Here is a 25,890-nt window from a genome sequence, read left to right on the forward strand (position 1 = left end):
AGCGCGATCTTGTCGCGCACGTCCTGCGCGGCCTGGCCGACATCGACGCTCAAGTCGAACTTGATGACGACGACCGAGGTGCCCTGGTACGAGTGCGAGAAAATCTCGTCGATGCCGGAGATGGTGTTGACGATCTCCTCGACCTTGCGCGTGACGTCGGATTCGACCGATTCCGGCGCGGCGCCCGGGTATTCGGTCTGCACCACGACCACCGGGAAGGTGATGTCGGGAAACTGATCGACCGGCAGGCGCTGGTAAGAGAACAGCCCGACCACGATGAAGGCCATCATCATCATGGTGGCCAGCACGGGGTTGCGAATGGACAGGCGAGTGAACCACATGGGCGCGTTCCGTTTCGTCGCTAAACGTCAGGCCTTTACGTCGTCAGGCCTTCACGCGCCGCACCTGGCTGCCGCTGCGCAGCGTGCCGAGGTTGCTGCGCACGATCTCGGTGCCGGCGTCGAGGCCGGAGACGATCTCCACCAGCCCGCTGCCTTCATCGCGCACGCCCAGCTGCACCGGGCGCTCGGCCAGCACGTCCTTGTCGATGGCGTAGACGAAGGCACGCTCGCCTTCCATGCGTACTGCCGAAGCGGGCACGGCCACCACGCCGGAGCGCTGGCCCAGCACCAGTGCGCCGCGCGCGAACATGCCGGCGCGCAGCCTGGTGTCGCGGTTCTCCACGCGGACATAGACCATGATGCTGCGCGTGCCCTGCATGACGGCCGGGTTGATCCGCACCAGCTTGCCGGTAAAGCGCCCGGGGCCTTCCACGTCGAGCTCGACCGCCTGGCCGACGCTGGCGCGCGCCACGTCGGCCATGGGCACCGGCGCCTCCAGTTCCAGCACGCGCAGGTCGACCACGTCGACCAGGCGCGTATCGGGCGACACCTTCTCGCCCGGCTGCACCGCGCGCGCGGCGACCATGCCGTCGAGCGGGGCTTTGACCACGGTGTCGGCCAGCGCCTTCTGCGCCACCGCCAGGCCGCCCTGGGCGGCATCGAGATTGGCGCGGGCCACGTCGAGGTCGGACTGGAATTTGTCGAACGCGGTCTTCGAGATAAAGCCCTTGCCGACCAGCTCGCGGTTGCGCTCCCAGGTCTGGCGCGAATTCTGGAACTGGCCCTGCATCGCCAGCATCTGCCCGCGGGCCTGCGCCAACCTGGCCTCGTATTCGGTCGGGTCGATGCGCGCGATCACCTGGCCGGCGCGCACCGGTTCGCCTTCGCGCACCAGCACCTGCTGTACCTCGCCCGAGACCTTGGCCTTGACCGACGCCTGGTTCAGCGCGCGCAGGCTGCCCGACAGCGGCAGCGACACCTGCAGGTCCTGCCGGCCCACGTTGATGAGATCGGTCTGCAGGAATTCCACCACGTTCGCTGCGGCCTGTGCGGGCGGCTGCGGCTGGCGCGCGCTGCCGGCCTTGCGCACGGCGGCCACGGCGCTCAGCACCACGAGGGCGCAGGCCATGGCGATCAGCAGGGTCTTTCGTTTCATATTGGTTCCGCCGGACGCGCGCCCGGGTCGTTGGCGGCATCGCCGTCCGCGCTGCTATCCGCATCCTCGGCGCGTTGCGCCAGCATCTCGTCGCGGATGCGCTCCCATATGTAGGGGCCTTGCTGCGGGGGCAGCGGGCGCTCGCGCGCCTCGCCAGTGGTCAGGCCGAACAGCAGTGTGTCGAGCAGTTGGTCAAGGAAGATCTCGGGGTCGAGGTCTTTTCCAGAGGTGGCACGCAGTGACCGCTGCCACAGCATCAGGAACATCAGCGGGGCGCAAATCAGCGTGGTGGTGGGGTTGGCCGGCATCGGGCGGAATTCGCCGCGCGCCGCGCCGCGCGCCAGCACCCTGGCGAACAGCTCGTCGCCCGGCACCACCACCTCTTCGTTATAGAAACGGGCGATGTCCGGAAAGTTGGCCGACTCGGCCATGATCAGCTTGGTCAGCCCCGCCACCGGCGTGGCGCCGATCAGGCCCCACCAGCCGCGCAGCAGTTCGCGAAGCAGTTCCGGCGTGCTGCCCTCGTAGCGGTCGACCAGCTCGGTGCCGCGCGACAGGGCCGGGACCAGGTTTGCGCGCACCACGGACTTGAACAGCTCTTCCTTGTTGGCAAAGTACAGGTAGACCGTGCCCTTGGACACACCCGCGGCCGCCGCCACGTCTTCCAGGCGCGTGGCCGCGTAGCCGCGCTCCACGAACAGGTCGAGCGCCGCCGCCACCAGTTCCTGCGGGCGCGCGGCCTTGCGCCGGCTCCAGCGCGGTACATCGGCGTCCTTGTGCGGATCGGCGGGAGTTTTCACGAAGGTCTTGCGAGGACTGCGGGGCACGGTGGGGCGGGGCGGAATGTTAATAACTTGTGGGTCAGTAATGTAGGGTAGCACCCCATGAGGGTCAAGCGCGGCCGGGGCGGGCTAGGGTACACACCGAGGCGAATCCGAGACATGTGATGCCAGTGGCGCATATGGCGCACCGACCGCGCACGCGGCGCTTTCCTTTTCTTACAGGCCGATGGCGGCCCTTGGGGCACAATGGCGCCTTGATGTCAGCCGCCTGGCTTGCCTGGGCACGCCGCCGCACCCTTGAACCATTGCGATGAGTTGCCGGTCACACCTTTCCTGCCGCGCTGGCTGCGGCGCCTGTTGCATTGCCCCGTCGATCGCCTCGGCCCTGCCGGGCATGCCTGACGGCAAGCCAGCGGGCGTGCCGTGCGCGCAGCTGCTGCCCGACATGCGTTGCGCGGTGTTCGGCCGCCCTGACCGGCCGGCGTTCTGCGCCGGCCTGAAGCCTTCGGCGGAAATGTGCGGCGACTCGCGCGAAGCCGCGCTGCACTGGCTGACCCGACTCGAAATCCTGACCGCGCCGCAGGCCACGCCTGTCCGGCCCGGCTAGCGCGGGTGACGCCGGCCACCATGCCGGTACGCCCGCCCTCAACTCCTGAAATCGGAGGCAACATGATCCGGACTTCCCGACGGCGCTGGCTGGCCGTCGCTGGCGCGGCCGCGCTGGCCGCCGGCCTCGCCGCCTGCGGCGCGTTCCGCAACGAGTACACGTTCTCGCAAAGCCAGCTGCAGGCTGCGCTGGAGCGCAAGTTCCCGTTCAACAAGCGCTATATGGAGCTGTTCGATATCCAGCTCACCAATCCGCAGCTGACGCTGGACTCGGTGCGCAACCGCGTCAACGTACAGTTCGATGCCGTCATCGACAACAAGCTGTTCTTCCGCCAGGCGCTGACGGGGCGCTTCGCGCTGGACAGCGGGCTGCGCTACGACGCGCTCACGCGCTCGGTGGTGCTGCAGGACCCCGAGGTGCAGCGCTTCGACGTGCAGGGCATGCCTGCACAGTTTTCGCGTCAGTTCAACGCGCTGGGCGGCATCCTGGCCGAGCAGCTGCTGCAGGGCTATCCGCTCTATACCTTCCGCGAAGACCAGTTGCGGGTTGCCGGCACGCAAGTCGAGCCCGGTACAATCACTGTTTTGCCTGACGGCATCAACGTCAAGGTCAACCGTCCCTGATCTGCCTTCGGGTATCCGGGCGCTCGAACAACAATCCAGGCGGTCCGGCGCATGCCGGGCAACGCCGATGACAACGTTTCTCCATTCCGCATGGACATCGCACTTGCCCTGAAAGCCGTGATCCTCGGCATTGTCGAAGGACTGACCGAGTTCCTTCCCATCTCGAGTACCGGCCACCTGATCCTGGCGGGCCAACTGCTCGACTTCAACGACGAGAAGGGCAAGATCTTCGAGATCGTGATCCAGTTCGGCGCCATCCTGGCGGTCTGCTGGGAATTCCGCGCACGCATCGGCAGCGTGGTGCGCGGCCTGGGTTCGGAGCCGAAGGCGCAGCGCTTTGCCATCAATGTCGTGATCGCCTCCGCGCCGGCGATCATCCTGGCCTTTATCTTCGGCAAATGGATCAAGGCCCACTTGTTCAACCCGATCTCGGTGGCGCTGGCCTTTATTGTCGGCGGCGTGGTGATCCTGCTGGCCGAATGGCGTGACGCGCGCCGCGGCACGGTCTCGCATCCACAGGGCAATGCGCTGCTGGAAGCGGCCAAGGCGGGCGCGCCGCGCATCGAATCGGTCGACGACCTGAACTGGGGCGATGCCCTCAAGGTGGGCCTGGCGCAGTGCTTTGCGCTGGTGCCTGGCACCTCGCGCTCGGGCGCCACCATTATCGGCGGCATGCTGTTCGGGCTGTCGCGCAAGGTGGCGACCGAGTTCTCGTTCTTCCTGGCGATCCCGGTGATCTTCGGTGCGACCGTCTATGAACTGTACAAGGCGCGCGCGCTGCTGAATGCCGACGACCTCGGCATCTTCGCGGTCGGCTTTGTCTTTGCCTTCCTGTCCGCGTTCCTGTGCGTGCGCTGGCTGCTGCGTTTTGTTGCCACGCACGATTTCAAGCCGTTTGCGTGGTATCGCATTGCGTTCGGCATCGTGGTGTTGTTCACGGCTTACTCCGGCCTGGTGTCCTGGCACGCATAAGCGGGGAGAACATCCGGACAACAAAAAAGCGTGGCACTTGCCACGCTTTTTTGTTTGTTTGTGCCCTGCGACCGCGTTCAGGCAGGCTTGCGGAACACCACGTCCCACACGCCATGCCCGAGCCGCACGCCGCGCCGCTCGAACTTGGTCACCGGCCGGTAGTCCGGCCGCTCGGCAAAGCCGCCCGGCGCGCTGGAGGTGTTTTCGAGCAACGGCTCGCCCGCCAGCACTTCGACCATCTGGTGCGCGTACTCTTCCCAGTCGGTCGCGCAATGGATATAGCCACCCGGCTTCAGCCGCGCCGCCAGCAGCTTGACCAGCGGCGGTTGCACCAGCCGGCGCTTGTTATGGCGCTTCTTGTGCCACGGATCCGGGAAATAGATATGCACGCCGTCCAGGCTGTCGTCGGTCAGCATATGGGCGACGACCTCGACCGCGTCGTGCTGCAGGATGCGGACATTGTCCAGGCCGCGCTCGTCGATCAGCTTGAGCAGGGCGCCAACGCCAGGCTCATGCACCTCGCAGCCCAGGAAGTTGTCCTGCGGCCGCAAGCCAGCGATATGCGCGGTGGTCTCGCCCATGCCGAAGCCGATCTCCAGGATCGACGGCGCCTGGCGGCCAAATGTGGCTTCCCAGTCCAGCGGCTGCGGCGCGTACGGCACCAGCATGCGCGGGCCGACTTCGTCGATAGCGCGCTGCTGACCGGTCGACGTCCGCCCGGCACGGCGCACGAATGAGCGGATGCGGCGCGGATGCGCGACGCCTTCGGGATCGGCAGGGGAAGGGGCGGACGGCTGCTGGGCGTTATCGACCGGCGTGGCGTCATCAGCCGGCGTCGGTCCGGTGCTGAGGTCTTGGGGAAGCATGGCAACAAAAAAGCCGCCGGGCAGATCACCGTAACAGTGTCAACGGTGGCAAAGGCGGCTTGTCTCGACTTGAGGTGGAGCGGGCGATGGGAATCGAACCCACGTCTTTAGCTTGGGAAGCTAAGGTAATAGCCATTATACGACGCCCGCCTTGGCTAACTGGGAGCGGATTCTAGCATGATTCCGCGGCCGGTCCATGCCGGACGTATTGGCAAGATTGGAGGCTACGTACTGATACTGGTCATTGAGGCAGAGTTCAGCCTCTGCCTTGAGGTATGCCTGTGCTCTCTCATCGCATTTGCCCGTCGCCGGACGGACCGGCCTTATATAAGTCACTTGCGAAGCAATGACTCGTATTCTGGATCGTATGGTGCCTTCCAGCCTTTTGCGACCCGGTCTATTGCAATCTGCTGGCAAACGCCGTTCTGAATCAGGCGGTGGAATTCAGCGTCGGCCGCGTCGCTCTGGAATACTCGGGTGGTAATCGGCTCTTCCACGGGACATGGCTCAGGCTCTTGGGGTGCAGCAACTACTACCTTGGCGCTGTCTGGAACGAGGTCACAGAACCAAGTCTTGCCGTCGCACTGCCTGCCGTTACCGTTGGTCCAGAACGCTACGAAGCCTATGGCGAGGAACGCTACCAACAGAATTGCCGCCCGCCGGCTTGCAAACCTCCAAAAGTAAAAAACGGTTCCCACCATGGCGATGACAGCCATCCTGTCGGTCTCCCCTTCCATGCGACGGTTCATCGGCATTCTTGAAACCCTCGCGCCGCCTACAAGACGCACTGCCGTGCGGCGCCCAAGTCTCACATTTGGAGCACAAGGAAAGCCAGGGCGCTAATGCCGAAATGAGCAGCATACCGCAAAGGCAAATCAATCGGAGACCGAAGTGCAAGGCGGGCATGGCGACTATACGTCCGGAGAATGGCGCTGGGCGTTGTCGCCGGGGCTAAGCTTCGTCCGCTGCGGTGCGCGGCGGCGTATAGTGGCTGGCACCGCCGGCGAGCCCCCGTAAGGCCACCGGCGCCTACGACTCGCAACGTCAGGACGCCCCCACCTTGACCACGGACTTCTACGCCCGCTTTGAAGCGGAATGCCTGCCCCGCATCGTGGATGCCATCGGCAGGCAGCACCGGCGCGTGCAGCTGCATGCCTTGCCCGCCGAGGCCCCGAACCGCCCGCCGCGCCTGCGCATGACGGGGGACGGGCCGGCGGAATTGCGGCGCCATGCGCATCCGCTCGATGTCACACTGGCGTGGGACGGGCTGGAGGTGCAGCGTCTGTTTGCCGCCGGTGGTGAGGCGCGCTTTGCCGGTTATCTGGCGGCGCTGCCGGGCAAGCTGCGCGCGTGGCAGGAGCCGCGTGGCATCGATTTTGGCTCGCTGTCGCAGACGGATCCGGCCATCCTGATCGGCGGGCTGGATTTCGAGCACTGAGCCGCCGCCCGGGCGTTCCGGCTCAGCCAGACACGCGCAGGCGGCACACGGCGCTTTCCGACTCGCCCGGTGCCAGCCAGCGCAGTCCCTGCCCGTGGTGGACCGCGTCGGGCAGTCCCACCCACGGTTCCACGCAATAGAAATCAGACTGTTCGCTTTCCGACCAAGTGGTAACCGCGTGCCAGCGCACGCTGTCGGCAACTTCGAGTTCGAAGGCGACGGTGCGCGCCGGCATCGACAGCATGGCGCCGGCAGCGCCGCGGAAGACGTGGTAGGTGTCCTGCAGGTGCGGATCGTCGAGCCGGTAGGCGGGCTCGCCCGCTTCGGCCGGGCCCGGCGCGCCGTCGGGCAACTGGCGCACGCGATCGGCCGGTGGTAAGGCCAGCGTCGACGCGGCACGCTGCGCCTGCGGCAGCGCAAAGTAGAAGTGGTGGCCGGGATAGCAGGGCAGCGGCTGGTTCCCGGTGTTGGTGGTGCGCAGCGTCACCTCCATCCCGTCGGGCAGCAGCGCGTACACCACGTCGAACACGAAGTCATAGGGGAAGCCCGGCCGCGTCTGGGCGCTGTCGCGCAGCGTCATGGTGATCGAACCGGCTGCATCGATGGCTCCGACCTCGAATGGCAGGTCGCGCGCAAAGCCATGCTGGGCCAGCGTGTGCACGGCGCCTTGCCGGTCGCGCCACTGCCCGGCGGCGCCATCCACGAAGTGCCGGCCGATAAACGGGAACAGCAGCGGATTGCCCCCGCGCACCTTGGCCGGACGGCTCCAGTCTGCGTTGTCGGGCCAGTAGAGAATGTCGTCGCCGCGGTGCACCCAGCGCACCAGGCGCCCGCCATATTGCGGGGCGAGCAGCAGGAAGTCGTCGGCGTCGCCGATCCGGACCAGCGACTGGCCCTGAAAGTCTTGAGTCGGAAGCAATGGCATGTTGGTCCTGGGCGCCACGCCGGCGCGAGCAGCCGCCATGATAAGCCAGCGCGATGCCAGGCCGTGGGCAGGCCGAAGGCTCAGTTGCTCGTGTAGATGGTGTTGCGCACCAGCGGGTACACCTGCGCCTCCCAGCGCTTGCCGTTGAACACGCCATAATGGCCGACCCCGGTCTGCACGTGATGCATGCGCATATAAGGCGGCAGGCTCGGGCAGAGGTCCTGCGCGGCCATGGTCTGGCCGATGGCGCAGATGTCGTCGCGCTCGCCCTCGACCGTGAGCAGCGCGGTGCGGCGGATGGCGCGCGTGCACACGCGGCGTCCGGCAACGTCGAGCAGCCCCTGCGCCAGCAGGAAACGCTGGAATACCAGGCTGACGGTTTCCAGGTAGAACTCTGCCGTCAGGTCCATGGTGGCGAAGTATTCGATATAGAAGTCGCGGATGGCGTCGGCCTTGTCGTGCTCGCCGCGCTCGCGATACGCGTAGAGCTCGCGCAATGCCTGCTCATGGCGCTCCAGGTTCATGCTCATGAATGCCAGCAACTGCACATGGCCAGGGTAAACGCGCCGCATGCCGCCGGCGAAGCGCAGCGGCACCATGCCGATCAGCGTGCGCTCGAACCAGTCGATCGGCTGGCTTGTCGCGAGTTCGTTGACCCTGGTCGGGTTGACGCGCGCGTCGATCGGGCCGGCCATCAGGGTCAGGCTGGGCGGCTGGGCGGGATCGCCGTCCTCGGCCATGATGGCCGCCGCCGCCAGGGCGGCCACGGTAGGCTGGCACACCGCCACGACGTGCGTGCCGCCGCCGAGCGCCTGCAGGAAGTGGATCAGGTGGTGCACGAATTCATCGAAGCCGAAGCGTCCGGCCACCAGCGGGATATCGCGCGGATTGTGCCAGTCGGTGATATAGACGTCGTGGTCGGCCAGCATGGTCTGCACAGTGCCGCGCAACAAGGTGGCAAAGTGGCCGGACATCGGCGCGACCAGCAGCACGCGCGGCTGGCCGCCGATGCCCTGGCGGCGGAAGTGCAGCAGCGAGCAGAACGGCGTGCGCAGCACCACTTCCTCGGTGACCGGCACCGGCTGGCCGGCGACCATCGCGCTGTCGATGCCGAAGTCGGGCCGATGGTGCGTCAGGCGCCCGAGCGCGACGATCTCGCACGCGGCGCGCAGCGTGCGTATGGTATCGAAGCCGCTCGCCCTGGGATGGGCGGCCAGCGTTGCCGCGGCCAGTTCCGCCAGCGTGCATGCCGGCAGTATGATGTCCGCGTAGGCCTGGTACGCGTAATACAGCATGGCTGGGCTCCCGTTCTGGTGTCCCCCTGCCGCAATATATATGCCATTTGCGCGCGCCTGGCATGCGCTTTGCGCGGTGCCACGCGCAAGGTAGCGATGCAGGCCCAAAGTTGTGCAAGCTGCGCCCGCCGCACCGGCGTGGCATCGTCTCGTGATGTGTGCCGGGGCGCAGGCATCAGACTGGTGCCGCATGGTGCCGCATGGTGCCGCACGGTGCACCGTCCAAGTGCGCCGCTAAGGAGGCGTGATGAGCAAGACCACACTCACCATCAGCAGCAAGACCTATTCGTCGTGGTCGCTGCGCGGCTGGCTGCTGGCGCGATTTGCCGGTCTGGAGTTCGAGGAAGTGCTGGTCCCGCCCGACGACGCTGCCGCCCGCGCCGAAATCCTGTTGCTGTCGCCGTCGATCCTGGTGCCCTGCCTGCGCCATCAGGGCGTGACGGTATGGGACACGCTCGCCATCGCCGAATACCTGAACGAGATCCGTCCCAAGGCCGGCCTGCTGCCCGAGGACCGCGCCGCGCGCGCGCACTGCCGCGCCATCTGCGGCGAGATGCACTCCGGGTTTGCAGCGATGCGCTCGGCGCTGCCGATGAACCTGAAGGGGAATTTCCCGGGAATGAAGGTGTGGTCGCGCGCGCAGGCGGACATCGACCGCATCACGGCAATCTGGACCGAGTGCCTGACGCGCTACGGCGGACCCTTCCTGTTTGGCTCGCGCACCATGGCCGACGCCATGTACGCGCCGGTGGTGACGCGCTTTGTCACCTACGGCGTGATGCTCGACCCGGAGCCGGTTTCCTACTGCAAGCAGATCCTGGCGTTGCCGGAACTGCAGGAGTGGATCGCGGCGGCGCGCGCCGAACCCGACGAGATCAGCGAACTGGACGTCGAATTCTAGCGGCCGCCGCCGCTGCCTGCCGCTGCCTGCCGCTGCCTGTCAGGCAGATGCCGTGGCCGACTCGGCCTGCCGCGCCTGCAGGAAACGCGCGGCGTAGTCGAAGTACCAGTCGAGCGTATCGGGGTTGGCCATGGCATCGCGGTTGGCGATGCTGGCCGGCGCGTGGCCGAGCAGCAGCTTCTTGATCGGCACTTCCATCTTCTTGCCCGACAGCGTGCGCGGCACGCCCGGCACCTGCACGATCTCGTTGGGTACGTGGCGCGATGACAGCGCCTCGCGGATGCGCGTGCGCAGGGTGTCGCGCAGGGCTTCGTCGAGCACAAGCCCTTCGCGCAGCACCACAAACAGCGGCATATAGGATTCGCGGCCCAGGTATTCCAGATCGACCACCATGCTGTCGAGCACTTCCGGCAGGTCTTCCACCACGCGGTACAGCTCGCTGGTGCCCATGCGGATGCCGTGGCGGTTGATGGTGGCGTCCGAACGCCCGTAGATCACCGCGCCGCCGCGCGGTGTGATCCTGATCCAGTCGCCATGCCGCCAGGCGCCGGGATAGGTGTCGAAATAGCTGTCGCGGTAGCGCTTGCCGTCGGCATCACCCCACAGGAAGAGCGGCATCGACGGCATCGGCTCGGTGCAGACCAGCTCGCCGACCTGGTCGATCAGCGCCTGCCCGTTGTCGTCGAACGCCTGCACCTTGGCGCCCAGGCAGCGGCACTGCATCTCGCCCGAATAGACCGGCAGCAGCGGGCAGCCCGCCACGAACGAGCCGGCAAAGTCGGTGCCGCCCGACATGGGCACCAGCCAGATGTCGTCGCGCACATGGCGGTAGATCCAGTCGTAGGCCTCGACCGGCAGCGGCGAGCCGGTCGAGCCCAGGCCGCGCAGCCGCGACAGGTCAGCGATGCGCGCCGGCTCGATGCCCGCCTTCATGCAGTTGGTGAAGAACGCCGCGCCGGCCCCGAACATCGTCACGCCGGCATCGTCGACAAAGCGCCACAGCACGCCGGCATCGGGCCAGGCCGGGTTGCCGTCATAGATTGCGATGGTGGTGCCGAGGAGCAGGCCGGCAACCTGCGCGTTCCACATGATCCAGCCGCTGCTGCTGTACCAGTGGAAGACGTCATCCGCACCGAGGTTGTTGTGAAACGCCATCAGCTTGAGCTGCTCGATGACGATGCCGCCGTGGCCATGCACGATCGGCTTGGGCATGCCGGTGGTGCCGGACGAATAGACGATCCACAGCGGATGGTCGAATGGCACCGGCTCGATTGCCAGCGGCACGTCGTGCGCGAGCACGTCAGGCCATGCCTGGGTGCGTACGCCGGAAAGCGCCGGAACGCTGGCGCCGACTTGCGGCACCAGCACGAGGTCGGTCAGCGAGGGCAGGGCGGATACCAGGTCCGCCAGCACCGGCGCGCGGTCGTAGGCCTTGCCGCCGTAGCGGTAGCCGTCGACAGCGATCAGCACCTTCGGCTCGATCTGGCGGAAGCGGTCGATCACCGCCACCTGGCCCATGTCGGGCGCGCAGCCGGACCAGACCGCACCCAGGCTGGCGGTGGCCAGGAAGGCGACGATGGTGGCGGGGATATTGGGCAGGTAGCCGGCGACACGGTCGCCGCGCTGCACGCCCATCTGGCGCAGCGCATACGCCAGCGAGGCGACCTGCGCTTCGAGCGTGGCCCAGCTGAGTTCAGCCAGCGGCTGCGCCTCGCCCGCGTAACGGATGGCGGTGCGCTCGCGCGCCGCGCCCGTGCCGGCGTGACGGAACACCTGCTGCGCATAGTTCAGCGTGGCGCCCTCGAACCAGCGCGCGTCCGGCATGGTGCGCCGGTCCAGCACCTGCGCCGCGGGCGTGTCGAAACGGACGTCGAAGTAGGCGCGCACTGCGTCCCAGAAGGCTTCCAGCTCGGTAACCGACCATTGCCACAGGCCGTCGTAGCCATCAAAGGCGAGGCCGCGCTCGGCGCGCAGCCAGCGCATGAAGGCGGCGATCTGGCTGCTGTCGCGGAACGCCTCGGACGGCGTCCACATCAGGTTCCCTTCGGTCAATGGGGCAGTGCTGCTCATGTCTCCTCCTTGGGCCCGTCTGTCGCGGGTATCGGATGATGGGCGATGGGAATCCCGGGCGCCTGGGGCGGCACCCAGGCATCAGCGTGACATCATAGCCGGGGATGGAGACGGTTGCCGGTCAGGTGCCCGCCGGCCGGTCGAACAGGCTTTCCCACATGGTGTCGACCCTGGCCTTGACCGCCGCGTCCATGGAGATCGGCGTACCCCATTCGCGCGTGGTCTCGCCGGGCCACTTGTCGGTGGCGTCGATGCCCATCTTGGAACCCAGGCCCGACACCGGCGAGGCGAAGTCGAGGTAGTCGATCGGCGTGTTGTCGACCAGCACCGTGTCGCGGCTGGGGTCGACGCGCGTGGTGATGGCCCAGATCACTTCCTTCCAGTCGCGCACGTCGACATCGTCGTCGACCACGACGATGAACTTCGTGTACATGAACTGGCGCAGGAAGCTCCATACCCCGAACATCACGCGCTTGGCATGGCCGGCGTACTGCTTTTTCATCCGCACCAGTGCCATGCGGTAGCTGCAGCCTTCCGGCGGCAGGTAGAAGTCGGTGATTTCCGGGAACTGCTTCTGCAGCAGCGGCACGAACACCTCGTTCAGCGCCACCCCCAGCACGGCAGGCTCGTCGGGCGGCTTCCCGGTGTAAGTGGAGTGGTAGATCGGGTCGCGCCGCATGGTGATGCGGTCAATAGTGAACACCGGGAACCAGTCCTGCTCGTTGTAGTAGCCGGTGTGGTCGCCGAACGGGCCTTCCAGCGCATGCTGGTAGCCGGACGGGTGGTTCGGGTCCGGCTGGATATGGCCTTCCAGCACGATCTCGGCCGATGCGGGCACGCTCAGTTCGGACAGGGTCGGCGTCACGCAGCCGGCCAGCGCGGTGCGGCTGCCGCGCAGCAGGCCGGCGAACTGGTACTCGGACAGCGTATCGGGCACCGGCGTCACCGCGCCCAGGATGGTGGCCGGGTCGGCGCCCAGCGCCACCGCGATCGGGAACGGCTTGCCGGGGTTGGCCAGCGCATGCTCGCGGAAGTCGAGCGCGCCGCCGCGGTGCGCCAGCCAGCGCATGATGACCTGGTTGCGGCCGATCACCTGCTGGCGGTAGATGCCCAGGTTCTGGCGCTTCTTGTGCGGGCCCTTGGTGACAACCAGGCCCCAGGTGATCAGCGGCGCGGCGTCGCCGGGCCAGCAGGTCTGGATCGGCAGGCGCGCCAGGTCGACGTCATTGCCCTCCCAGACCACCTCCTGGCAAGCCGGGCTGCTGACGCGCTTTGGTGCCATATCCCACACAGATTTGGCGAGCGTAAACAGCTTGCCGGCTTCGCGCAGCCCGCGCGGCGGCTCAGGTTCCTTCAGGGCTGACAGGACGCGGCCGATGTCGCGCAGGTCTTCCATCGATTCGGCGCCCATGCCGAGCGCCACCCTGTGTGTCGTACCGAACAGATTGGCGAGTACCGGGACGCTATAGATACCGTCACCGGCCCCAGCGCCGGCGGGCCGCTCGAAGAGTACGGCGGGGCCGCCGGCACGCAGCAGCCGGTCGCAGACCTCTGTCATTTCCAGGTCGGGCGAAACCGGACGGGAGACGCGGCGAAGTTCGCCCATCTGCTCGAGTTGGTCGATAAAGTCGCGCAAGTCTTTGTATTGCATAGTGAATTCGGTTTGGCGCGGGCCGTGTGCGGCCGGCGCAAGGCGGCATCCAAGTCGGTGACGATACACATACACCGGCGCCCCGGCAAAAAAATCAGCAAATCGGGGTGGGGGAAATTGTAAGTTTTTTGTCGTCGCAAGCGAGGCGTCAAAGTCGGAAAGGCTAGGCCAGGACTACGTTTGCGGGTCCGCGAGTGATGCGGGCACGACAAGATAAGGCTTGTTACAAATAACCAAAAGTAGTGTGAATCGTTATTCTTATTCTTGACGAGGTATAACACCGTTCCTACAATCCGGTCTTGCTGATGGAGTGTTGCGTCGCAACATAGATTTCACCCTTGTGTCAAGGGGTGCACATAGAAAAAGTGCGGGGGGATCGCACGATTCGCTCCAGTCAGATCGAACAGACCGAGGTTACCGGCCCGATGCAATAGCGGGCCGAGGCGGTTGCCTCCGGCAGGGAGCCGGAGCGTTTTGCGTTTGTCGAGATTAGTCGTGGCAGGGTGGGCTCCCCCAGAGTCGACCCTGTTTCCAGTTGGGCGCATGGGGAGCGCCTGCCAACAGATGCTTGGCTGTCACTGCTAGACGGCGCGGCATCCTTACTTGAGTACGTTGAGATCGGGCGTATGCCGCAGTCTGGCATGCGAAGCGGGCAACGGATGGAGGTAAGCATGAGCGGTTGGAAAACCCTTCATCTTCCCGGCATCGGACGCGCCTTGCAGGTTCGCCTCCGGCAGCCGGTACCCGGAGTGAGTCGGGCATTGCAAGTCCGTCTCGCGCATCCGGTCGCGGGCCGCGCCTTGCGCGGTGGCCGCGCAACGCTGAAGTACGCGCTGAACAGCCTTGGCGTGGTAGCGGTCGTCTCGGCGGTGTCGCTGTGGCTGAGCCAGGAATGGCGCACCACGCTGGCGGCACTGCTGGCCGGCGACGAAGCACCGGCGGTGCTGGTCGCCGCCGCCATGCCGACGGCGGAAGCCACGCCGGCCGTGGCCAGCGCAGCCGTGCCGGCCCTGTCGGCCGACGCCGCGGCTGCTCGCCTGGTACGCGGCAAGGGCGGCCTGCCGACGGTTTCGGGCGTGGACGAGTATGGCCTTGCGGCGAATGCCAAGGTGCCGTCAGTCGCGCACCTGGCCGAGCGGATCCCGGTCACGCGCGTGGCGGCGGACGCCCGCAATACCGCCACGCTCGGCACCGCGCGCGAGCAGGCGGCCGTGGCCGGCTACATCGCCCGCAAGTACCGCGTGGCGGCACAGGCCACCGCGCAACTGGTCAAGGCAGCCTACCTGACCGGCCGCGAGGTCGGCATCGACCCGCTGCTGATCCTGGGCGTGATTGCGATCGAGTCCAGTTTCAACCCTTACGCCGAGAGCGGCGTGGGCGCGCAGGGCCTGATGCAGGTCATGACCAAGGTCCACCAGGACAAGTACGAGGCTGTGGGCGGCGTCGCCGCGGCGCTGAACCCGTACGCCAATATCAAGATCGGTGCGCTGGTGCTGAAGGACTGCATCGCCCGCGCCGGCTCGATCGAGGGCGGCCTGAAGTACTACGTCGGCGCCACCACGGCGACCGATGGCGGCTACGGCGCCAAGGTGCTGGCCGAGCGTGCCCGCCTGCGCCAGCTGATCGGCGTGCGCGCGGCGCCGGCCGACAACGGCAAGGCGGGCGACAACGGCAAGGCTCCGGCCGAGCATGCCGCGCCGACCGAGAAGCTGGAAGCCAGCAACGGCTCGAACAACGCCTGAGGCTTGCGACTGGCCCTGAATGAAAAAGCACCCCGCGGGGTGCTTTTTCTTGTGTGCCAGGCGCCCTTGGGTGCCTGCTGGCGACTCAGCGGAACAGCCTCGCCAGCCGGGTCATCGCTTCCTCGATGTTCTCGCGCGAGGTCGCATACGAGATGCGGATGTAGTCGCTGGCGGTATGCGGCCCGAAATCCTGCCCCGGCACCATCACCACACCCGCATCTTGCAGCATCGCCTGCGTCAGCCGGTCGGCGTCGCCGGCGGCCGGGTGGTTGACGCCGCGGCAGTCGGCATAGACGTAGAAGGCGCCGTCCGGGCGCACCGGCACGCGCAGGCCCAGTGCCTCCAGCGCCGGCACGATCAGGTCGCGGCGGCGGCGGAACTCGGCCTTGCGCTCGTCGTAGATGGCCAGCGCCTCGGGGGTGAAGCAGGCGAGCGCCGCGTACTGGGCCACGGCGGAGGCGCAGATAAAGAGGTTCTGGGCGACCTTTTCGAAGGCCTCGACCAGCGCGTCCGGCACCACCAGCCAGCCCAGCCGCCAGCCGGTCATGTTGAAATACTTGGAGAAGCTGTTCACCGTGACCACGTTGTCGTCCAGGCTCAGTGCCGAGACCGGCGCCGCGTCGTACGACAGGCCCTGGTAGATCTCGTCGACGATGGCGAAGCCGTTGCGAGCGCGCACCGCCTGCAGGATGCGGCCGAGCTCATCGGGCAGGATCGAGGTGCCGGTCGGATTGGAGGGCGTGGCCAGCAGCACGCCGCGGGTCTGCGCGCTCCAGTTGGCCTCGACCTGTGCGGCCGTGAGCTGGAAGCGCTCAGCCGGGCCGCTCGGGATCATGCGCGCAGCGCCGTCGAAGGCGGCGACGAAGTGGCGGTTGCACGGGTAGCTGGGATCGGGCATCAGCACTTCGGCGCCAATCTCGACCAGCACCGCGCACGCCAGCAGCAGCGCGCCGGAAGCGCCCGCCGTGACGATCACGCGGCGCGCCGGGATGTCCAGGCCGTAGGCGGTCTTGTAATAGCCGGCGATAGCCTCGCGCAGCGGGTGGATGCCGAGCGCGCCGGTGTATTGCGTGACGCCGCGGCGCATCGCCGCCTCGGCCGCGCGCACCACTGGCTCGGCGGCGGTGAAGTCCGGCTCGCCGATGCCCATGTGCACGATATGGCGGCCGGCGCGCTCAAGCTCGGCGGCCTGCTTGGCCAGTTCCATCACGTGGAAGGCATTGATGTTGGCGACGCGGGCGGCGGTGGCAAGACGTTGCATGTCCATGGCGAGAGGGAGAGGCGGGCGGAGCCCGATCAGCAGAAAAAAATACGTTTAAACGAAAACACCCGCCGCGGCGGGTGTTTCGTCAGGTCCTGGCCGGCGTGGAAACCAGCCGGTGCCCGCCTTAGCGGCGCGCCGCGACCTCGGCCGCGCGCACCTGGGCGGCGAGCTTGTCCAGCACGCCGTTGACGTACTTGTAGCCTTCGACGCCGCCGAAGGTCTTGGTCAGCTCGACCGCTTCGTTGATCACGACCTTGTACGGGATGTCGATGCAGTGCACCAGCTCGTAGCTGCCGACCAGCAGCGCGGCGCGCTCCACCGGCGACAACTCGTCCACGGTGCGGTCCAGGAACGGCTCGAACGCGGCGGTCAGGCGGGCCTCTTCGCGCACGGCGCCGTTGAGCAGCGCGTCGAAGTGCTCGCGGTCGGCCTTGTTGAAGCCTTGCGCGTCATGCAGGTGGGCCTGGATCGCGCCGATGTCGTTGCGGTTCAGCAGCCATTGGTACAGGCCCTGCAGCGCCAGCTCGCGCGAGCGGCGGCGCGCGCTCTTGGGCGGCGCCTTGGCTTCGGTGCGGGCCGCGGGCTTGTTGCCGGCGTTATTGCCGGCGGGCTTGCCGCCGTCATTGCCGCCCGCATTCTCGGGGGCGTTGGACGTATCACTCATCATCGTCCTCATCGTCTTCCTGGCCGCGCAGCGAGTCCAGCGCATCGACCAGGTTGGCCATTTCCACCGCGGCGCGGGCGCAGTCGCGGCCCTTTTCGCGGGTGCGGGCATGGGCCTGCTCGTCAGTATCGACGGTCAGGATGCCGTTGGCGACCGGCACGTTGAAATCCAGGCCGACGCGGGTGATGCCGGCGCCGGATTCGTTCGAGACCAGCTCGAAGTGGTAGGTCTCGCCGCGCACCACCGCGCCGAGCGCGACCAGCGCGTCGAACTGGCCGCTCTCGGCCATCTTCTGCAGTGCCAGCGGCACTTCCAGCGCGCCGGGCACGGTCACCACCAGGGTGTCCTCGCCTTCGACGCCGAGCTTTTCCAGCTCGGCCACGCAGGCTTCGAGCAGTTCGGCGCAGACCGGCTCGTTGAAGCGGGCCTGCACGATGCCGATACGCAGGCCTTCACCGTCGAGGTTGCTGGGGTAGAAGCCGTGATCCATTGTTCAGTTCTCCAGTTTTCGGGGCCGCCGCGGCGGCTTGGCGCCGCGGCCGGGGTATTGGGGGAAGCTTAGTCCGGGAAGGCTTAGTCGGCCTGGCCATTCATGGGCTGGTAACCCGTCACTTCCAGGTCGAAGCCGGTCATGCTGGGCATGCGCTGCCGGGCGGCCAGCACGCGCATCTTGCCGACGCCGACATCCTTGAGGATCTGCGCGCCCATTCCATAGGTGCGCAGGTCCGGCTTGCGGCGGGGGCGGGTCTGCGGCGCGTCCAGTGCCGTGAACTGCGTGAACAGCTGCTCGACGGTGTCGCCGCAGTTCAGCAGCACGATCACGCCGCTGTCGGCCTGGTCGATGGCCTGCATCGCCGCGGGGATGCTCCACGAATGCGTTGTCGACTTCACTTCCAGCAGGTCCAGCACGGAGAAGGGCTCATGCACGCGCACCAGCGTTTCCTTGTCCGGCGCCGGCGTCCCGCGCACCAGTGCCAGGTGAGCCTGGCCGGTCGGCTTGTCGCGGTAGGCGATGCTGCGGAAGGTGCCGTACGGCGTCTGCATATCGCGTTCGCCGACACGCTCGATGATGCTCTCGGTGCGGCTGCGGTAATGGATCAGGTCGGCAATGGTGCCGATCTTCAGGTCGTGCTCCCGGGCGAACTCGATCAGGTCGGGCAGGCGCGCCATGGTGCCGTCGTCCTTCATGATCTCGCAGATCACGGCGGCGGGCGTCAGGCCGGCCAGCGCGCCCAGGTCGCAACCGGCCTCGGTATGGCCGGCGCGGATCAGCACGCCGCCGGGCTGGGCCGTCAGCGGGAAGATATGGCCGGGCTGGACCAGGTCGGCCGCCTTGGCATCGCGAGCCACCGCGGCTTGTACGGTGCGGGCACGGTCGGCGGCCGAGATGCCGGTGGTCACGCCTTCGGCGGCCTCGATCGACACCGTGAAGTTGGTGCCGTGCTGGGTGCCGTTGCGGGTGACCATGGGGTGCAGGTCCAGCTGGCGGCAGCGCTCGGCGGTCAGCGTCAGGCAGATCAGGCCGCGGCCGTGCTTGGCCATGAAGTTGATCGCTTCCGGAGTGACGAAGTCGGCAGCCAGCACCAGGTCGCCTTCATTCTCGCGATCTTCCTCGTCAACAAGGATGACCATGCGGCCGGCACGGATGTCGGCAATGATGTCTTCGGTACGGGCGATTGTCATGGCGTGCTGGACGGCAAATTGAGGCGAAACGAGCGAAATGCCGCGAATAAGGCGGACGGGAACGGTGGCCGCGTCGGAAGGCGGCCGGACTGAGGCGGGGCGTCGGGCCGGGCCCGCCAGGGCATATACGCCCGGCAGGATGCCCAGTCAAGCCCGCTATTGTACGCCAAGGCAGGCGGTGCGGGCGGCCGCGCCACGGGAAAGTGCCGCGGCGGCGCGGGCCTACTTGGCGGCGTCAGCGGCTGACAGCATCCGCTCCACGTAGCGCGCGATCAGGTCGATTTCCAGGTTCACGCGGGCGCCGGGCTTGAGTTCCTGCAGCGTTGTGACCTCGACCGTGTGCGGGATCAGGTTGATCGAGAACACGCAGCCGTCGGCTTCGTCGCTGACGCGGTTGACCGTCAGCGAGACGCCGTTGACCACCACCGAGCCCTTGTAGGCCAGGTAGCGGGCCAGCTCGCGCGGCGCGCGGATGCGCAGTTCGTGCGATTCACCGACGGGCGCGAAATGCATCACTTCGCCCAGCCCGTCGACGTGCCCCGAGACCAGGTGGCCGCCGAGACGATCGGCCAGCCGCAGCGCCTTCTCCAGGTTGACGCGGCCGGCGAGCTCCAGGCCGACGGTCTTGTCGAGCGACTCGCGCGAGACCTCGACGTCGAAGCTGTCAGCGCCCATGGCGATCACCGTCATGCACGCGCCCTGGATCGCAATGCTGTCGCCGATGATCACATCGGACAGGTCCAGGCCGCCGGCGGCGATATGCAGGCGCACGCCGGCATCGGCGGCACCCAGCGGGGTTACGGTTTCGATGCGGCCGACGGCCGCGACAATGCCTGTGAACATGGTGGTGTCTTCTGTCTTGGTCAATCTGGGTTTGCCGGTCAGGCGTCGTTGCGGCGCGCGATCAGCCGCAGGTCGTCGCCGATCTGCCGGATTTCATGCCAGCGGAATTGCGCGGCATCCTGCAGCCGCGCCAGCGGCGGCAGGTTGAACATGCCCTGCGCGTCGCCGAGCAGTTTGGGCGCCAGGTAGATCAGCAGCTCGTCGGCGCAGTGTTCGCGCACCAGCGAGCCGTTGAGCTTGAAGCCCGCTTCGACGTGCAATTCGTTGATGCCGCGCCGGCCGAGCTCCTGCAGCATCCGGGGCAGCTCGACCTTGCCGTGCGGGTTGGGCAGGACCACGACTTCGGCGCCGCGCGCTACCAGCGCCCTCTGGCGTTCGGGGTTTTCCACGGCGCAGAACACCAGCACGGGCTTGGCGAATTCGCCGGCGTCCGGGGCCAGGATCTTTGCGTCGAGCGGCACTTCCAGTCGCGAATCGACCAGGACCCGCTGCGGCTGCCGCGGAGTGGCGAGGGCGCGCACGGTCAGCGCCGGGTCGTCATCGCGGACCGTGCCGATGCCGGTCAGGATCGCGCAGGCGCGCGCGCGCCAGGCATGGCCGTCGTCGCGCGCCGCCTGGCCGGTGATCCACTGGCTGGTGCCGTCATGCAGCGCGGTGCCGCCGTCCATCGACGCCGCCACCTTGACCCGCACCCACGGCAGCCCGCGCGTCATGCGCGACACGAAGCCAATGTTGAGATCGCGCGCTTCCTTTTCCAGCAGGCCGCAGCGCACGTCGATGCCGGCATCGCGCAGCCGCTGCAGGCCGCGTCCGGAGACCGAGGGGTTGGGATCTTCCATGGCCGCCACCACCCGCGCCACCCCCGCGCGCACCAGCGCATCGGCGCATGGCGGCGTACGGCCGAAGTGGCTGCACGGCTCGAGCGTGACGTAGGCGGTGGCGCCGTCCGGATCCAGCCCGCGCGACAGCGCGTCTTTCATCGCCTGGATTTCGGCATGGTCCTGTCCGGCCGGCTGGGTGTAGCCCTGGCCGATGACCTGGCCGTCCTTGACCAGCACGCAGCCGACGCGCGGATTGGGCGTGGTGGTGAACATGCCCCGCGCCGCGAGCGCGAGGGCCTGTTGCATGGCGGCGTGGTCGGTATCGGAAAACATGGCGCCTGTAGCTCGTGGCCGGTTTGCTGTGGATGGGAGGAGAGTCTGTCCGGGGTTCCAGGGTTACGGCGGCTCGGGGCCGTCCGCCGCATCGCAATCGCTGTCGCGGCCCGGCGTGCAGAGCCGGATGCGGCCCTGGGCGCCAAGGCGCACCTGGCGCTGCGCCCCGCGGCAGCTAAGCGCGAAGGTGGCGGTCTGGAAGCCGCCTTGTTCAGACCGAGAGTATCCCACAGCTGTGAATCGCACCGTATGGCTGTCACGGCCGGTCTGCCGCAGCGCCACGCGCAGGCAGGACACCGCGGACTCGACCACCGCCAGCGGTGTCGTATCCGGGCCGGGTCCGGCCAGCAGTTGCCAGCCGTGGTCCAGGCCGGGCTGCCCGTCCAGGGGCTGCAGCGTCACTTCGATGCGGCGGGCCATCGCAGTGGAGCGCGCCAGCGCCAGCGAGGCGGCAAGCCGATCGGCGGCCTGGTCCACCGCCTGGCGCGCCAGCAGTGCGCTGAAGGATGGAAAGGCCATGGCGGCCAGCACCGCCAGGATGGCGAGGCAGGCCAGCAGCTCGGCCAGGCTCATGCCGGGGCAGCGAGGAACGCGCGGCATCTCAGCAATCCGCCGGCAACGGTCCGGGCCGGTCGGCGTTCTCGGGCCACGACAGCCACTGGCCGGTGCTGCGCAGGATCAGCACGCCGCACTGGCGGTCGGGCTGGCGCGGCGTGGCGCGCAGTTCGACGCACGCATCCAGGCTTGCCGCCGGGCAGGGCGTTGCCGACATGACATGGCGTGCCTGGCCAGTCGCGGGCACCGGGCGCGGCCAGTCGCCCGCCACGGTGTCGTCTCCGGGCTGCCTGGCGAAGCTCATGGTTGCTGCGGCGTGCCGTTCCAGCTCCAGCAAGGCCGAGGCCAGTTCGGCGCGCGCCTGGGCGCGCCAGCCGCGCCGGAGATGCTCGTGCCAGGCGGGCACGGCAAGCGCGGCCAGCAGCGCGGCGATCACCACCACGGCCATCAGCTCGATCAGGGAGAAGCCGCGCGGACTCATGGTGCGGTCTCCTTCGCCGGGCCCGCCAGTTCGCGCCATGCCAGCCGGCCTGTGCGACGGCTTGCTACCACGTGCGCAAGGCGCGTTGTCACGCCGTTCTCCACTGCCCATAGCGCCAGTTCATGCACCTCGCGGCCGGCACTGCCGGCCTGGGGTGTCATTCCCGGCAGGGCCTCACGAGTGAGGATCGGCGAGTCTTCGCTGATTTGCCCGGTGACGAAGGGAAGCATCGGCGCGCCGTCCGTGTTGCGGCCGACTGACTCGCCCGTGGCACCCAGCACCAGGTAGGTCCGCTGCCTGCCGTCCGGCAGCCGTGTCATGAAGACGAGGTAGCCCGGCGAGGCCAGGCTGATGCGCTCGACCTGTTCATTGGCATCGGGCAGGACGAGGTGCCAACCCGCCGTTTGCGCCGAAGGGCCCTGGCCTGGTGCGACCTGGAGGACAAAACCGGCGCCTTGAGCGCGCACTTCGATGCTGGCCGGCTGGCTGGCGGCATGGTTGCCCTCGGCTATGGCGGCCAGTTCGTTGCCGGCCGCATAGACCACCAGTGGTTGCGCCGGCGTACCCAGCACCACCGGCGGGGCCGGCTCGGCGAAGCCGGCCCCGCCGCGCAGGCGGTACAGACAGGTGGCCGGCGGCGCGGACTGCTGCCGCAAAACATCGCCCAGCGCAAAACGCCACAGCTGGCCGTCAGCATCCGTGGCGTACGCGGCCAGCGCAGTGCCGTCAAACGCCATTGCCACAGTCACGGCGCGCAGCGCGGCCGTCGATGGCTTGCCGTCGCAGCCTTGAGTGGCCACGTGCAGCATGCGCCATGAGGACGCCGGCGTGTCGAGCGGCAGCAGCGCGAGCCCGGGTTCCGCCGGCGGCGCCAGCAGTGCGATGGCATGCCAGCGCCGCGTCTGGCCGTCGCCCAGCGCGGCCGCGCGAACCGGCCCGATGCCGGCAAGTGGCAACGCCGGCGTGGCCGCCTGTTCCCACAGCAACCGCAATGGTGGCGCGGCGTCTGGTTCTGTGATGTCCAATGCAAACACCCCGGCGATGTCCTCCGGCCCGCCGCGGAACGCGCACAGCACCAGCGTGCGCCAGGCACCGCCCACGACGGCGTCGGTGCTTTCCGGGCGGGGGCAGGGGTTGGGCGCAACCGGTGCCGTGGACGCCACCATGGCGGCGGCGAGCGGCAGCAGCGTGCGTGGCAGGTAGACGGCAAGCTCCTCGCCGGTGACGGCATTGAAGCCGTGCAGCTGGCCATCGACGGTGCCGAGCCATGCCATATGTGGCCGCTGTGCATGGCGCACGCGGAAGGAAGCATGGCCAGGCTTTCCCGGCTGCCACGCCGGTGGCGCGACCACCAGTACGCGCGCGCCACGCGCGCTGGCCAGTCGCGTCTCGCGCGGGCGCAGTGCGGGATCGGCATTGTCGCCGCGCAGCCAGGCCAGTTGCTGGATGTCGAGTCGCTCGCGCATGGAATCGTCGAGGTCGGGCCATTGGAGTGCCACCAGCCGCTCCGGCTGGAGCAGGGCGGCCGGCAGCGAGGTGTAGATGCTGCGCGATGCGGGTTGCCTGGCATCCAGCAAGGCACCCGCTTCCCACAAGCCCGACACCGGCTGGCGATCATCGCCGGTGCCGGCGAGCGAGGCTTGCCAGCCGACTGCGCGCAACCGGCCAGTCCAGGGTTTTGCTCCGGATCCGATCTGGTAGGCGAGCGGGAGCTGGCCGGCAGCGCTGCCGGTGCCCGCCGCAACCGCCAGGACAGGCAGCAGCGCGAGCACGCAGGCAAGTAGGGCGGCGCGTACTTTCATGGCTGCACGATGCTCTGTACGACGGCGCGTACCGCGGGCGAGCGGCCGAAGCCGACGGCGGTGATGCGCAGCCGTGGCAAGGCCGGCCGGCCTTCGTCGAGCATGGGGCCGTCGTCGAGCAGCTCGGCAACGTAGCGCGGCGCCGTGTACGAACCTGCAAAAGCTGGCGGCAAGGCGGCTTCCGGCACGACGGCAATGCCGCTTGCCGGCACGCCAATCTCCAGGTCGGCAGCGAGGCCATTAAGCCACGGCTGCCATACTGGCGTGCGTGCATGCGCAGTGTTGCACAGCGCTGCCTGCGCGCCGCGGCCGCATTCGCCAGGGGCTGGCCACTGGCCGAAGCGGTCGTCACTTCCGCCGGCGGCGGCGAGCAGTTCCTCCTCCGCCTCGAGCAGGGCGGCTTCTGCAGCCCGGAACGCCATCTCGCGATCGCGGCCGGCGAGCGCCAGTTGCCGGCCTGCCAGAAGCATTTGCAGCATGGCCGCCGCGGTGGCGGCGACCAGCAGCAGCATCGTTGCCGCGAACAGCAGCGTGATGCCGCCGGCCTGCGTCATGGCGTGCGGCCTCAGCATAGCGTCTCCTCGCAGCGCGGGGCGTTGCGCAGGCGGACCGTCGTGGCGAACACGCGCCGGTTGGCGCGGTGCGTGTCGACCGGTGCTGCCTGCAGGTCGGCCAGTGCATCGTCAGCGCGCGCCGTCACGGCAGCATCACGGGGAACGCCGCGCTGCTCGCCCTGGAGCGCAAGCGCGATCTGCACCGCCAGCACGCGATGCCATGCGTGCGCTCCCATGGCCTGGACCCGTGCGGCAGGCAGGAACGCATCGGGCTGGCGGTCGCCGTCCATGTCTACCCCGAAGCGCAGTTGCATCGATGCGACGCCGCGGAGCAGTGCCCCCGAAGTCCAGCCCTGTCCGTCGACCTGGCCATTGCGGCGGGACGGGTAGCGGCACAGCAGTTGCGGCTCGCCGTCCGTGGCGGCGGCAATATAGAGCATGTTTGCCGCGACAAAATCCGTGGCGCTGTCGGCCCCAGCCATCTGTGCCGCCAGCGGATACCCGCTGCAATCGATCATCGTCTCGTCAGGCTGGCTCGGATCGCCGGGCTGCCCCTGGCCGCTGAACCGCACCAGCAGGACATCGCTGTGCGCGACGCCGTGGCGGGTGCACGTCGGCACCTCGGCGATGCCTGGCTGCCCGCAGTCGTCGGCGCCGCTGACGGCGGGCGGTGCTGATGCGCCGAGCGGGCCGGCATGCCAGCCGGACTGGCGCAGCAGCGCAGCCAGGATGGCGAGCGCGCGCTGGCCGCGCTCTTCCAGCAGTACGCGCTCCGCCGCGCTGCGATAGGCGGACAGTGCCACCTGCCATGCTGCCGTGGCGACGGCGGCGACGATCAGCCCGAGCGCCAGGCCGACCATGGCTTCGGTCAACGAAAAGCCGAGGCCCTTGCGGCGCATCGGAAGCGTTCTCATGGCAGCCCCGCGCCGACGCGGTTCAGCGGTAATCCGGCCGGCCATGGCGCCAGTTCGGCCAACTCTGCCGTGCTGCGCGTGTCAAGGCTAGCCTGGTCCAGCGCTCGCTGCCAGCCGAGTCCCGTCGGCCCCAGGATCACGAGCGAAGCCAGGCCGGCGGTGAAGAGCGCGAGTCCGCAGAGCGATTCGAACAGGATGTAGCCGCGCACGGTGCGAAGTAGAGGAAAGCAACCAGACAGGCAACGAGGAAAGCAATGAGGTAGGTAACGATGGAGGCGGCAGGGCAGGGCGAAGGGAGGATGCATGGCGCGCGGCGTCAGGGCGTTTCGGGACCTCCACCGTATCCCGCCGCCGCAATGCGGTTTGTAGACGCCCGATATGAATGCGCAAAAATTGGTAAGACCACGGAGAACCGGTCGCCGGCCATCCATCCCAGCGTTGTCCGCCAGCGACAAATGAGAATCATCTCCTTGCCAAGTGCTATTGACACCTCATATTGAATTCCCCACTATGGCGGGGTATCGCTTCGGCCGGAATTTGATCCACTGTCTTCCGGCTCAGGCCTGCCGCCATGGCAGGCTGACAAAATCAAAAGAACGCAGTCGGG

Annotated in this window: 27 protein-coding genes and 1 tRNA gene; 6 read left to right on the plus strand and 22 right to left on the minus strand. The window is 67.8% G+C overall.

Annotated elements, in window-relative coordinates; translation table 11 throughout:
• The 3 genes from J8I82_RS17345 to J8I82_RS17355 all read right to left on the minus strand — a co-directional run.
• Positions 1 to 341 (minus strand): efflux RND transporter permease subunit (locus tag J8I82_RS17345; protein ID WP_209759647.1); only part of this gene is annotated, 341 nt, incomplete at its 3' end.
• A 43-nt stretch (positions 342 to 384) separates the two neighbouring features.
• On the minus strand, positions 385 to 1,497 hold the full coding sequence (locus J8I82_RS17350) for an efflux RND transporter periplasmic adaptor subunit (protein WP_209759649.1): 1,113 nt from the start codon (positions 1,495 to 1,497) through the stop codon (positions 385 to 387).
• Entirely contained in the window at positions 1,494 to 2,324 is an 831-nt protein-coding gene (locus J8I82_RS17355; RefSeq protein WP_209759651.1) for a TetR/AcrR family transcriptional regulator, read from the minus strand. The genes J8I82_RS17350 and J8I82_RS17355 overlap by 4 nt, the downstream gene beginning before the upstream one ends.
• Before the next feature lie 265 nt (positions 2,325 to 2,589).
• On the opposite strand from J8I82_RS17355, the gene J8I82_RS17360 reads away from it, so the two are divergent.
• From J8I82_RS17360 to J8I82_RS17370, 3 genes are all read left to right on the plus strand, one after another.
• Positions 2,590 to 2,886, plus strand: coding sequence for a YkgJ family cysteine cluster protein (locus J8I82_RS17360; protein ID WP_209759653.1), 297 nt, complete (start codon positions 2,590 to 2,592; stop codon positions 2,884 to 2,886).
• A 62-nt stretch (positions 2,887 to 2,948) separates the two neighbouring features.
• On the plus strand, positions 2,949 to 3,509 hold the full coding sequence (locus tag J8I82_RS17365; RefSeq protein ID WP_209759655.1) for a DUF1439 domain-containing protein: 561 nt from the start codon (positions 2,949 to 2,951) through the stop codon (positions 3,507 to 3,509).
• Between the two features lie 90 nt (positions 3,510 to 3,599).
• Positions 3,600 to 4,481 carry an undecaprenyl-diphosphate phosphatase gene (locus J8I82_RS17370; protein ID WP_209760023.1) on the plus strand — a complete coding sequence of 294 codons (882 nt, stop codon included), beginning with the start codon at positions 3,600 to 3,602 and terminating at the stop codon, positions 4,479 to 4,481.
• Between the two features lie 77 nt (positions 4,482 to 4,558).
• On the opposite strand, the gene trmB is transcribed toward J8I82_RS17370, so the two are convergent.
• The 3 genes from trmB to J8I82_RS17385 all read right to left on the minus strand — a co-directional run bounded on the left by trmB (position 4,559) and on the right by J8I82_RS17385 (position 6,096).
• Positions 4,559 to 5,347 carry a tRNA (guanosine(46)-N7)-methyltransferase TrmB gene (gene trmB, locus J8I82_RS17375; RefSeq protein ID WP_209759657.1) on the minus strand — a complete coding sequence of 263 codons (789 nt, stop codon included), beginning with the start codon at positions 5,345 to 5,347 and terminating at the stop codon, positions 4,559 to 4,561.
• Between the two features lie 75 nt (positions 5,348 to 5,422).
• Positions 5,423 to 5,497 (minus strand) — tRNA-Gly (locus J8I82_RS17380).
• Positions 5,498 to 5,679: 182 nt separating this feature from the next.
• Entirely contained in the window at positions 5,680 to 6,096 is a 417-nt protein-coding gene (locus J8I82_RS17385; RefSeq protein WP_209759659.1) for a hypothetical protein, read from the minus strand.
• A 311-nt stretch (positions 6,097 to 6,407) separates the two neighbouring features.
• On the opposite strand from J8I82_RS17385, the gene J8I82_RS17390 reads away from it, so the two are divergent.
• Positions 6,408 to 6,785, plus strand: coding sequence for a DUF5594 family protein (locus tag J8I82_RS17390; protein WP_209759661.1), 378 nt, complete (start codon positions 6,408 to 6,410; stop codon positions 6,783 to 6,785).
• Between the two features lie 22 nt (positions 6,786 to 6,807).
• On the opposite strand, the gene J8I82_RS17395 is transcribed toward J8I82_RS17390, so the two are convergent.
• Both J8I82_RS17395 and J8I82_RS17400 read right to left on the minus strand, forming a co-directional pair.
• Complete coding sequence (locus tag J8I82_RS17395) at positions 6,808 to 7,710, minus strand: aldose epimerase family protein (protein WP_209759663.1); 903 nt, start codon at positions 7,708 to 7,710, stop codon at positions 6,808 to 6,810.
• Between the two features lie 80 nt (positions 7,711 to 7,790).
• Positions 7,791 to 9,005 (minus strand): polyhydroxyalkanoate depolymerase, encoded by a 1,215-nt coding sequence (locus tag J8I82_RS17400; RefSeq protein ID WP_209759665.1) that lies wholly within the window; start codon positions 9,003 to 9,005, stop codon positions 7,791 to 7,793.
• A gap of 247 nt (positions 9,006 to 9,252) precedes the next feature.
• Between J8I82_RS17400 and J8I82_RS17405 the strand changes: the two genes are divergently transcribed.
• Positions 9,253 to 9,906, plus strand: a complete 654-nt coding sequence (locus tag J8I82_RS17405; protein ID WP_209759667.1) for a glutathione S-transferase family protein — start codon at positions 9,253 to 9,255, stop codon at positions 9,904 to 9,906.
• A 39-nt stretch (positions 9,907 to 9,945) separates the two neighbouring features.
• On the opposite strand, the gene J8I82_RS17410 is transcribed toward J8I82_RS17405, so the two are convergent.
• Both J8I82_RS17410 and ubiD read right to left on the minus strand, forming a co-directional pair.
• On the minus strand, positions 9,946 to 11,976 hold the full coding sequence (locus tag J8I82_RS17410) for an acetoacetate--CoA ligase (RefSeq protein WP_209759669.1): 2,031 nt from the start codon (positions 11,974 to 11,976) through the stop codon (positions 9,946 to 9,948).
• A gap of 121 nt (positions 11,977 to 12,097) precedes the next feature.
• On the minus strand, positions 12,098 to 13,627 hold the full coding sequence (gene ubiD / locus J8I82_RS17415) for a 4-hydroxy-3-polyprenylbenzoate decarboxylase (protein ID WP_209759671.1): 1,530 nt from the start codon (positions 13,625 to 13,627) through the stop codon (positions 12,098 to 12,100).
• A 671-nt stretch (positions 13,628 to 14,298) separates the two neighbouring features.
• On the opposite strand from ubiD, the gene J8I82_RS17420 reads away from it, so the two are divergent.
• Positions 14,299 to 15,369 (plus strand): lytic transglycosylase domain-containing protein, encoded by a 1,071-nt coding sequence (locus J8I82_RS17420; RefSeq protein WP_209759673.1) that lies wholly within the window; start codon positions 14,299 to 14,301, stop codon positions 15,367 to 15,369.
• 85 nt (positions 15,370 to 15,454) lie between these two features.
• Here J8I82_RS17420 and J8I82_RS17425 read toward each other — a convergent pair whose 3' ends face one another.
• The 12 genes from J8I82_RS17425 to J8I82_RS17480 all read right to left on the minus strand — a co-directional run bounded on the left by J8I82_RS17425 (position 15,455) and on the right by J8I82_RS17480 (position 25,492).
• Entirely contained in the window at positions 15,455 to 16,636 is a 1,182-nt protein-coding gene (locus tag J8I82_RS17425; RefSeq protein WP_209759675.1) for a pyridoxal phosphate-dependent aminotransferase, read from the minus strand.
• Between the two features lie 121 nt (positions 16,637 to 16,757).
• Positions 16,758 to 17,297, minus strand: coding sequence for a transcription antitermination factor NusB (gene nusB / locus J8I82_RS17430; RefSeq protein WP_209759677.1), 540 nt, complete (start codon positions 17,295 to 17,297; stop codon positions 16,758 to 16,760).
• Positions 17,290 to 17,787, minus strand: coding sequence for a 6,7-dimethyl-8-ribityllumazine synthase (gene ribH / locus J8I82_RS17435; RefSeq protein WP_029045447.1), 498 nt, complete (start codon positions 17,785 to 17,787; stop codon positions 17,290 to 17,292). Before ribH ends, nusB begins: the two co-directional genes overlap by 8 nt.
• A gap of 83 nt (positions 17,788 to 17,870) precedes the next feature.
• The gene (gene ribBA, locus J8I82_RS17440) at positions 17,871 to 18,980 is read right to left on the minus strand and encodes a bifunctional 3,4-dihydroxy-2-butanone-4-phosphate synthase/GTP cyclohydrolase II (RefSeq protein ID WP_209759679.1); all 1,110 of its coding nucleotides are present in this window, start codon (positions 18,978 to 18,980) and stop codon (positions 17,871 to 17,873) included.
• Positions 18,981 to 19,202: 222 nt separating this feature from the next.
• Entirely contained in the window at positions 19,203 to 19,823 is a 621-nt protein-coding gene (locus J8I82_RS17445; protein ID WP_209759681.1) for a riboflavin synthase, read from the minus strand.
• Between the two features lie 38 nt (positions 19,824 to 19,861).
• Positions 19,862 to 20,977: a bifunctional diaminohydroxyphosphoribosylaminopyrimidine deaminase/5-amino-6-(5-phosphoribosylamino)uracil reductase RibD gene (gene ribD / locus J8I82_RS17450; protein ID WP_209759683.1), complete on the minus strand. Its 1,116-nt coding sequence runs from the start codon at positions 20,975 to 20,977 to the stop codon at positions 19,862 to 19,864.
• Between the two features lie 63 nt (positions 20,978 to 21,040).
• A complete protein-coding gene (locus J8I82_RS17455; RefSeq protein WP_209759685.1) occupies positions 21,041 to 21,577 on the minus strand; it encodes a GspH/FimT family pseudopilin in 537 nt (178 codons plus the stop codon).
• Between the two features lies 1 nt (position 21,578).
• Positions 21,579 to 22,013 (minus strand): type IV pilin protein, encoded by a 435-nt coding sequence (locus tag J8I82_RS17460; protein WP_245179856.1) that lies wholly within the window; start codon positions 22,011 to 22,013, stop codon positions 21,579 to 21,581.
• Positions 22,010 to 23,815 carry a pilus assembly protein gene (locus J8I82_RS17465; RefSeq protein WP_209759689.1) on the minus strand — a complete coding sequence of 602 codons (1,806 nt, stop codon included), beginning with the start codon at positions 23,813 to 23,815 and terminating at the stop codon, positions 22,010 to 22,012. Before J8I82_RS17465 ends, J8I82_RS17460 begins: the two co-directional genes overlap by 4 nt.
• Complete coding sequence (locus tag J8I82_RS17470) at positions 23,812 to 24,387, minus strand: pilus assembly protein (RefSeq protein ID WP_209759691.1); 576 nt, start codon at positions 24,385 to 24,387, stop codon at positions 23,812 to 23,814. Before J8I82_RS17470 ends, J8I82_RS17465 begins: the two co-directional genes overlap by 4 nt.
• Positions 24,381 to 25,283 (minus strand): PilW family protein, encoded by a 903-nt coding sequence (locus J8I82_RS17475; protein ID WP_245179858.1) that lies wholly within the window; start codon positions 25,281 to 25,283, stop codon positions 24,381 to 24,383. The genes J8I82_RS17470 and J8I82_RS17475 overlap by 7 nt, the downstream gene beginning before the upstream one ends.
• Positions 25,280 to 25,492 carry a hypothetical protein gene (locus tag J8I82_RS17480; RefSeq protein WP_209759693.1) on the minus strand — a complete coding sequence of 71 codons (213 nt, stop codon included), beginning with the start codon at positions 25,490 to 25,492 and terminating at the stop codon, positions 25,280 to 25,282. The genes J8I82_RS17475 and J8I82_RS17480 overlap by 4 nt, the downstream gene beginning before the upstream one ends.
• Positions 25,493 to 25,890 lie beyond the last annotated feature (398 nt).

This window comes from Cupriavidus consociatus, assembly GCF_017814975.1.
GTDB lineage: Bacteria > Pseudomonadota > Gammaproteobacteria > Burkholderiales > Burkholderiaceae > Cupriavidus > Cupriavidus consociatus.

Coding starts and splice junctions, on each gene's coding strand:
- J8I82_RS17350 (WP_209759649.1), bottom strand. CDS start 1,497: ATGAAACGAAAGACCCTGCTGATCGCCATGGCCTGCGCCCTCGTGGTG.
- J8I82_RS17360 (WP_209759653.1), top strand. CDS start 2,590: ATGAGTTGCCGGTCACACCTTTCCTGCCGCGCTGGCTGCGGCGCCTGT.
- J8I82_RS17365 (WP_209759655.1), top strand. CDS start 2,949: ATGATCCGGACTTCCCGACGGCGCTGGCTGGCCGTCGCTGGCGCGGCC.
- J8I82_RS17370 (WP_209760023.1), top strand. CDS start 3,600: ATGGACATCGCACTTGCCCTGAAAGCCGTGATCCTCGGCATTGTCGAA.
- trmB (WP_209759657.1), bottom strand. CDS start 5,347: ATGCTTCCCCAAGACCTCAGCACCGGACCGACGCCGGCTGATGACGCC.
- J8I82_RS17385 (WP_209759659.1), bottom strand. CDS start 6,096: ATGAACCGTCGCATGGAAGGGGAGACCGACAGGATGGCTGTCATCGCC.
- J8I82_RS17395 (WP_209759663.1), bottom strand. CDS start 7,710: ATGCCATTGCTTCCGACTCAAGACTTTCAGGGCCAGTCGCTGGTCCGG.
- J8I82_RS17400 (WP_209759665.1), bottom strand. CDS start 9,005: ATGCTGTATTACGCGTACCAGGCCTACGCGGACATCATACTGCCGGCA.
- J8I82_RS17405 (WP_209759667.1), top strand. CDS start 9,253: ATGAGCAAGACCACACTCACCATCAGCAGCAAGACCTATTCGTCGTGG.
- J8I82_RS17410 (WP_209759669.1), bottom strand. CDS start 11,976: ATGAGCAGCACTGCCCCATTGACCGAAGGGAACCTGATGTGGACGCCG.
- ubiD (WP_209759671.1), bottom strand. CDS start 13,627: ATGCAATACAAAGACTTGCGCGACTTTATCGACCAACTCGAGCAGATG.
- J8I82_RS17420 (WP_209759673.1), top strand. CDS start 14,299: ATGAGCGGTTGGAAAACCCTTCATCTTCCCGGCATCGGACGCGCCTTG.
- J8I82_RS17425 (WP_209759675.1), bottom strand. CDS start 16,636: ATGGACATGCAACGTCTTGCCACCGCCGCCCGCGTCGCCAACATCAAT.
- nusB (WP_209759677.1), bottom strand. CDS start 17,297: ATGAGTGATACGTCCAACGCCCCCGAGAATGCGGGCGGCAATGACGGC.
- ribH (WP_029045447.1), bottom strand. CDS start 17,787: ATGGATCACGGCTTCTACCCCAGCAACCTCGACGGTGAAGGCCTGCGT.
- ribBA (WP_209759679.1), bottom strand. CDS start 18,980: ATGACAATCGCCCGTACCGAAGACATCATTGCCGACATCCGTGCCGGC.
- J8I82_RS17445 (WP_209759681.1), bottom strand. CDS start 19,823: ATGTTCACAGGCATTGTCGCGGCCGTCGGCCGCATCGAAACCGTAACC.
- ribD (WP_209759683.1), bottom strand. CDS start 20,977: ATGTTTTCCGATACCGACCACGCCGCCATGCAACAGGCCCTCGCGCTC.
- J8I82_RS17455 (WP_209759685.1), bottom strand. CDS start 21,577: ATGCCGCGCGTTCCTCGCTGCCCCGGCATGAGCCTGGCCGAGCTGCTG.
- J8I82_RS17460 (WP_245179856.1), bottom strand. CDS start 22,013: ATGAGTCCGCGCGGCTTCTCCCTGATCGAGCTGATGGCCGTGGTGGTG.
- J8I82_RS17465 (WP_209759689.1), bottom strand. CDS start 23,815: ATGAAAGTACGCGCCGCCCTACTTGCCTGCGTGCTCGCGCTGCTGCCT.
- J8I82_RS17470 (WP_209759691.1), bottom strand. CDS start 24,387: ATGCTGAGGCCGCACGCCATGACGCAGGCCGGCGGCATCACGCTGCTG.
- J8I82_RS17475 (WP_245179858.1), bottom strand. CDS start 25,283: ATGAGAACGCTTCCGATGCGCCGCAAGGGCCTCGGCTTTTCGTTGACC.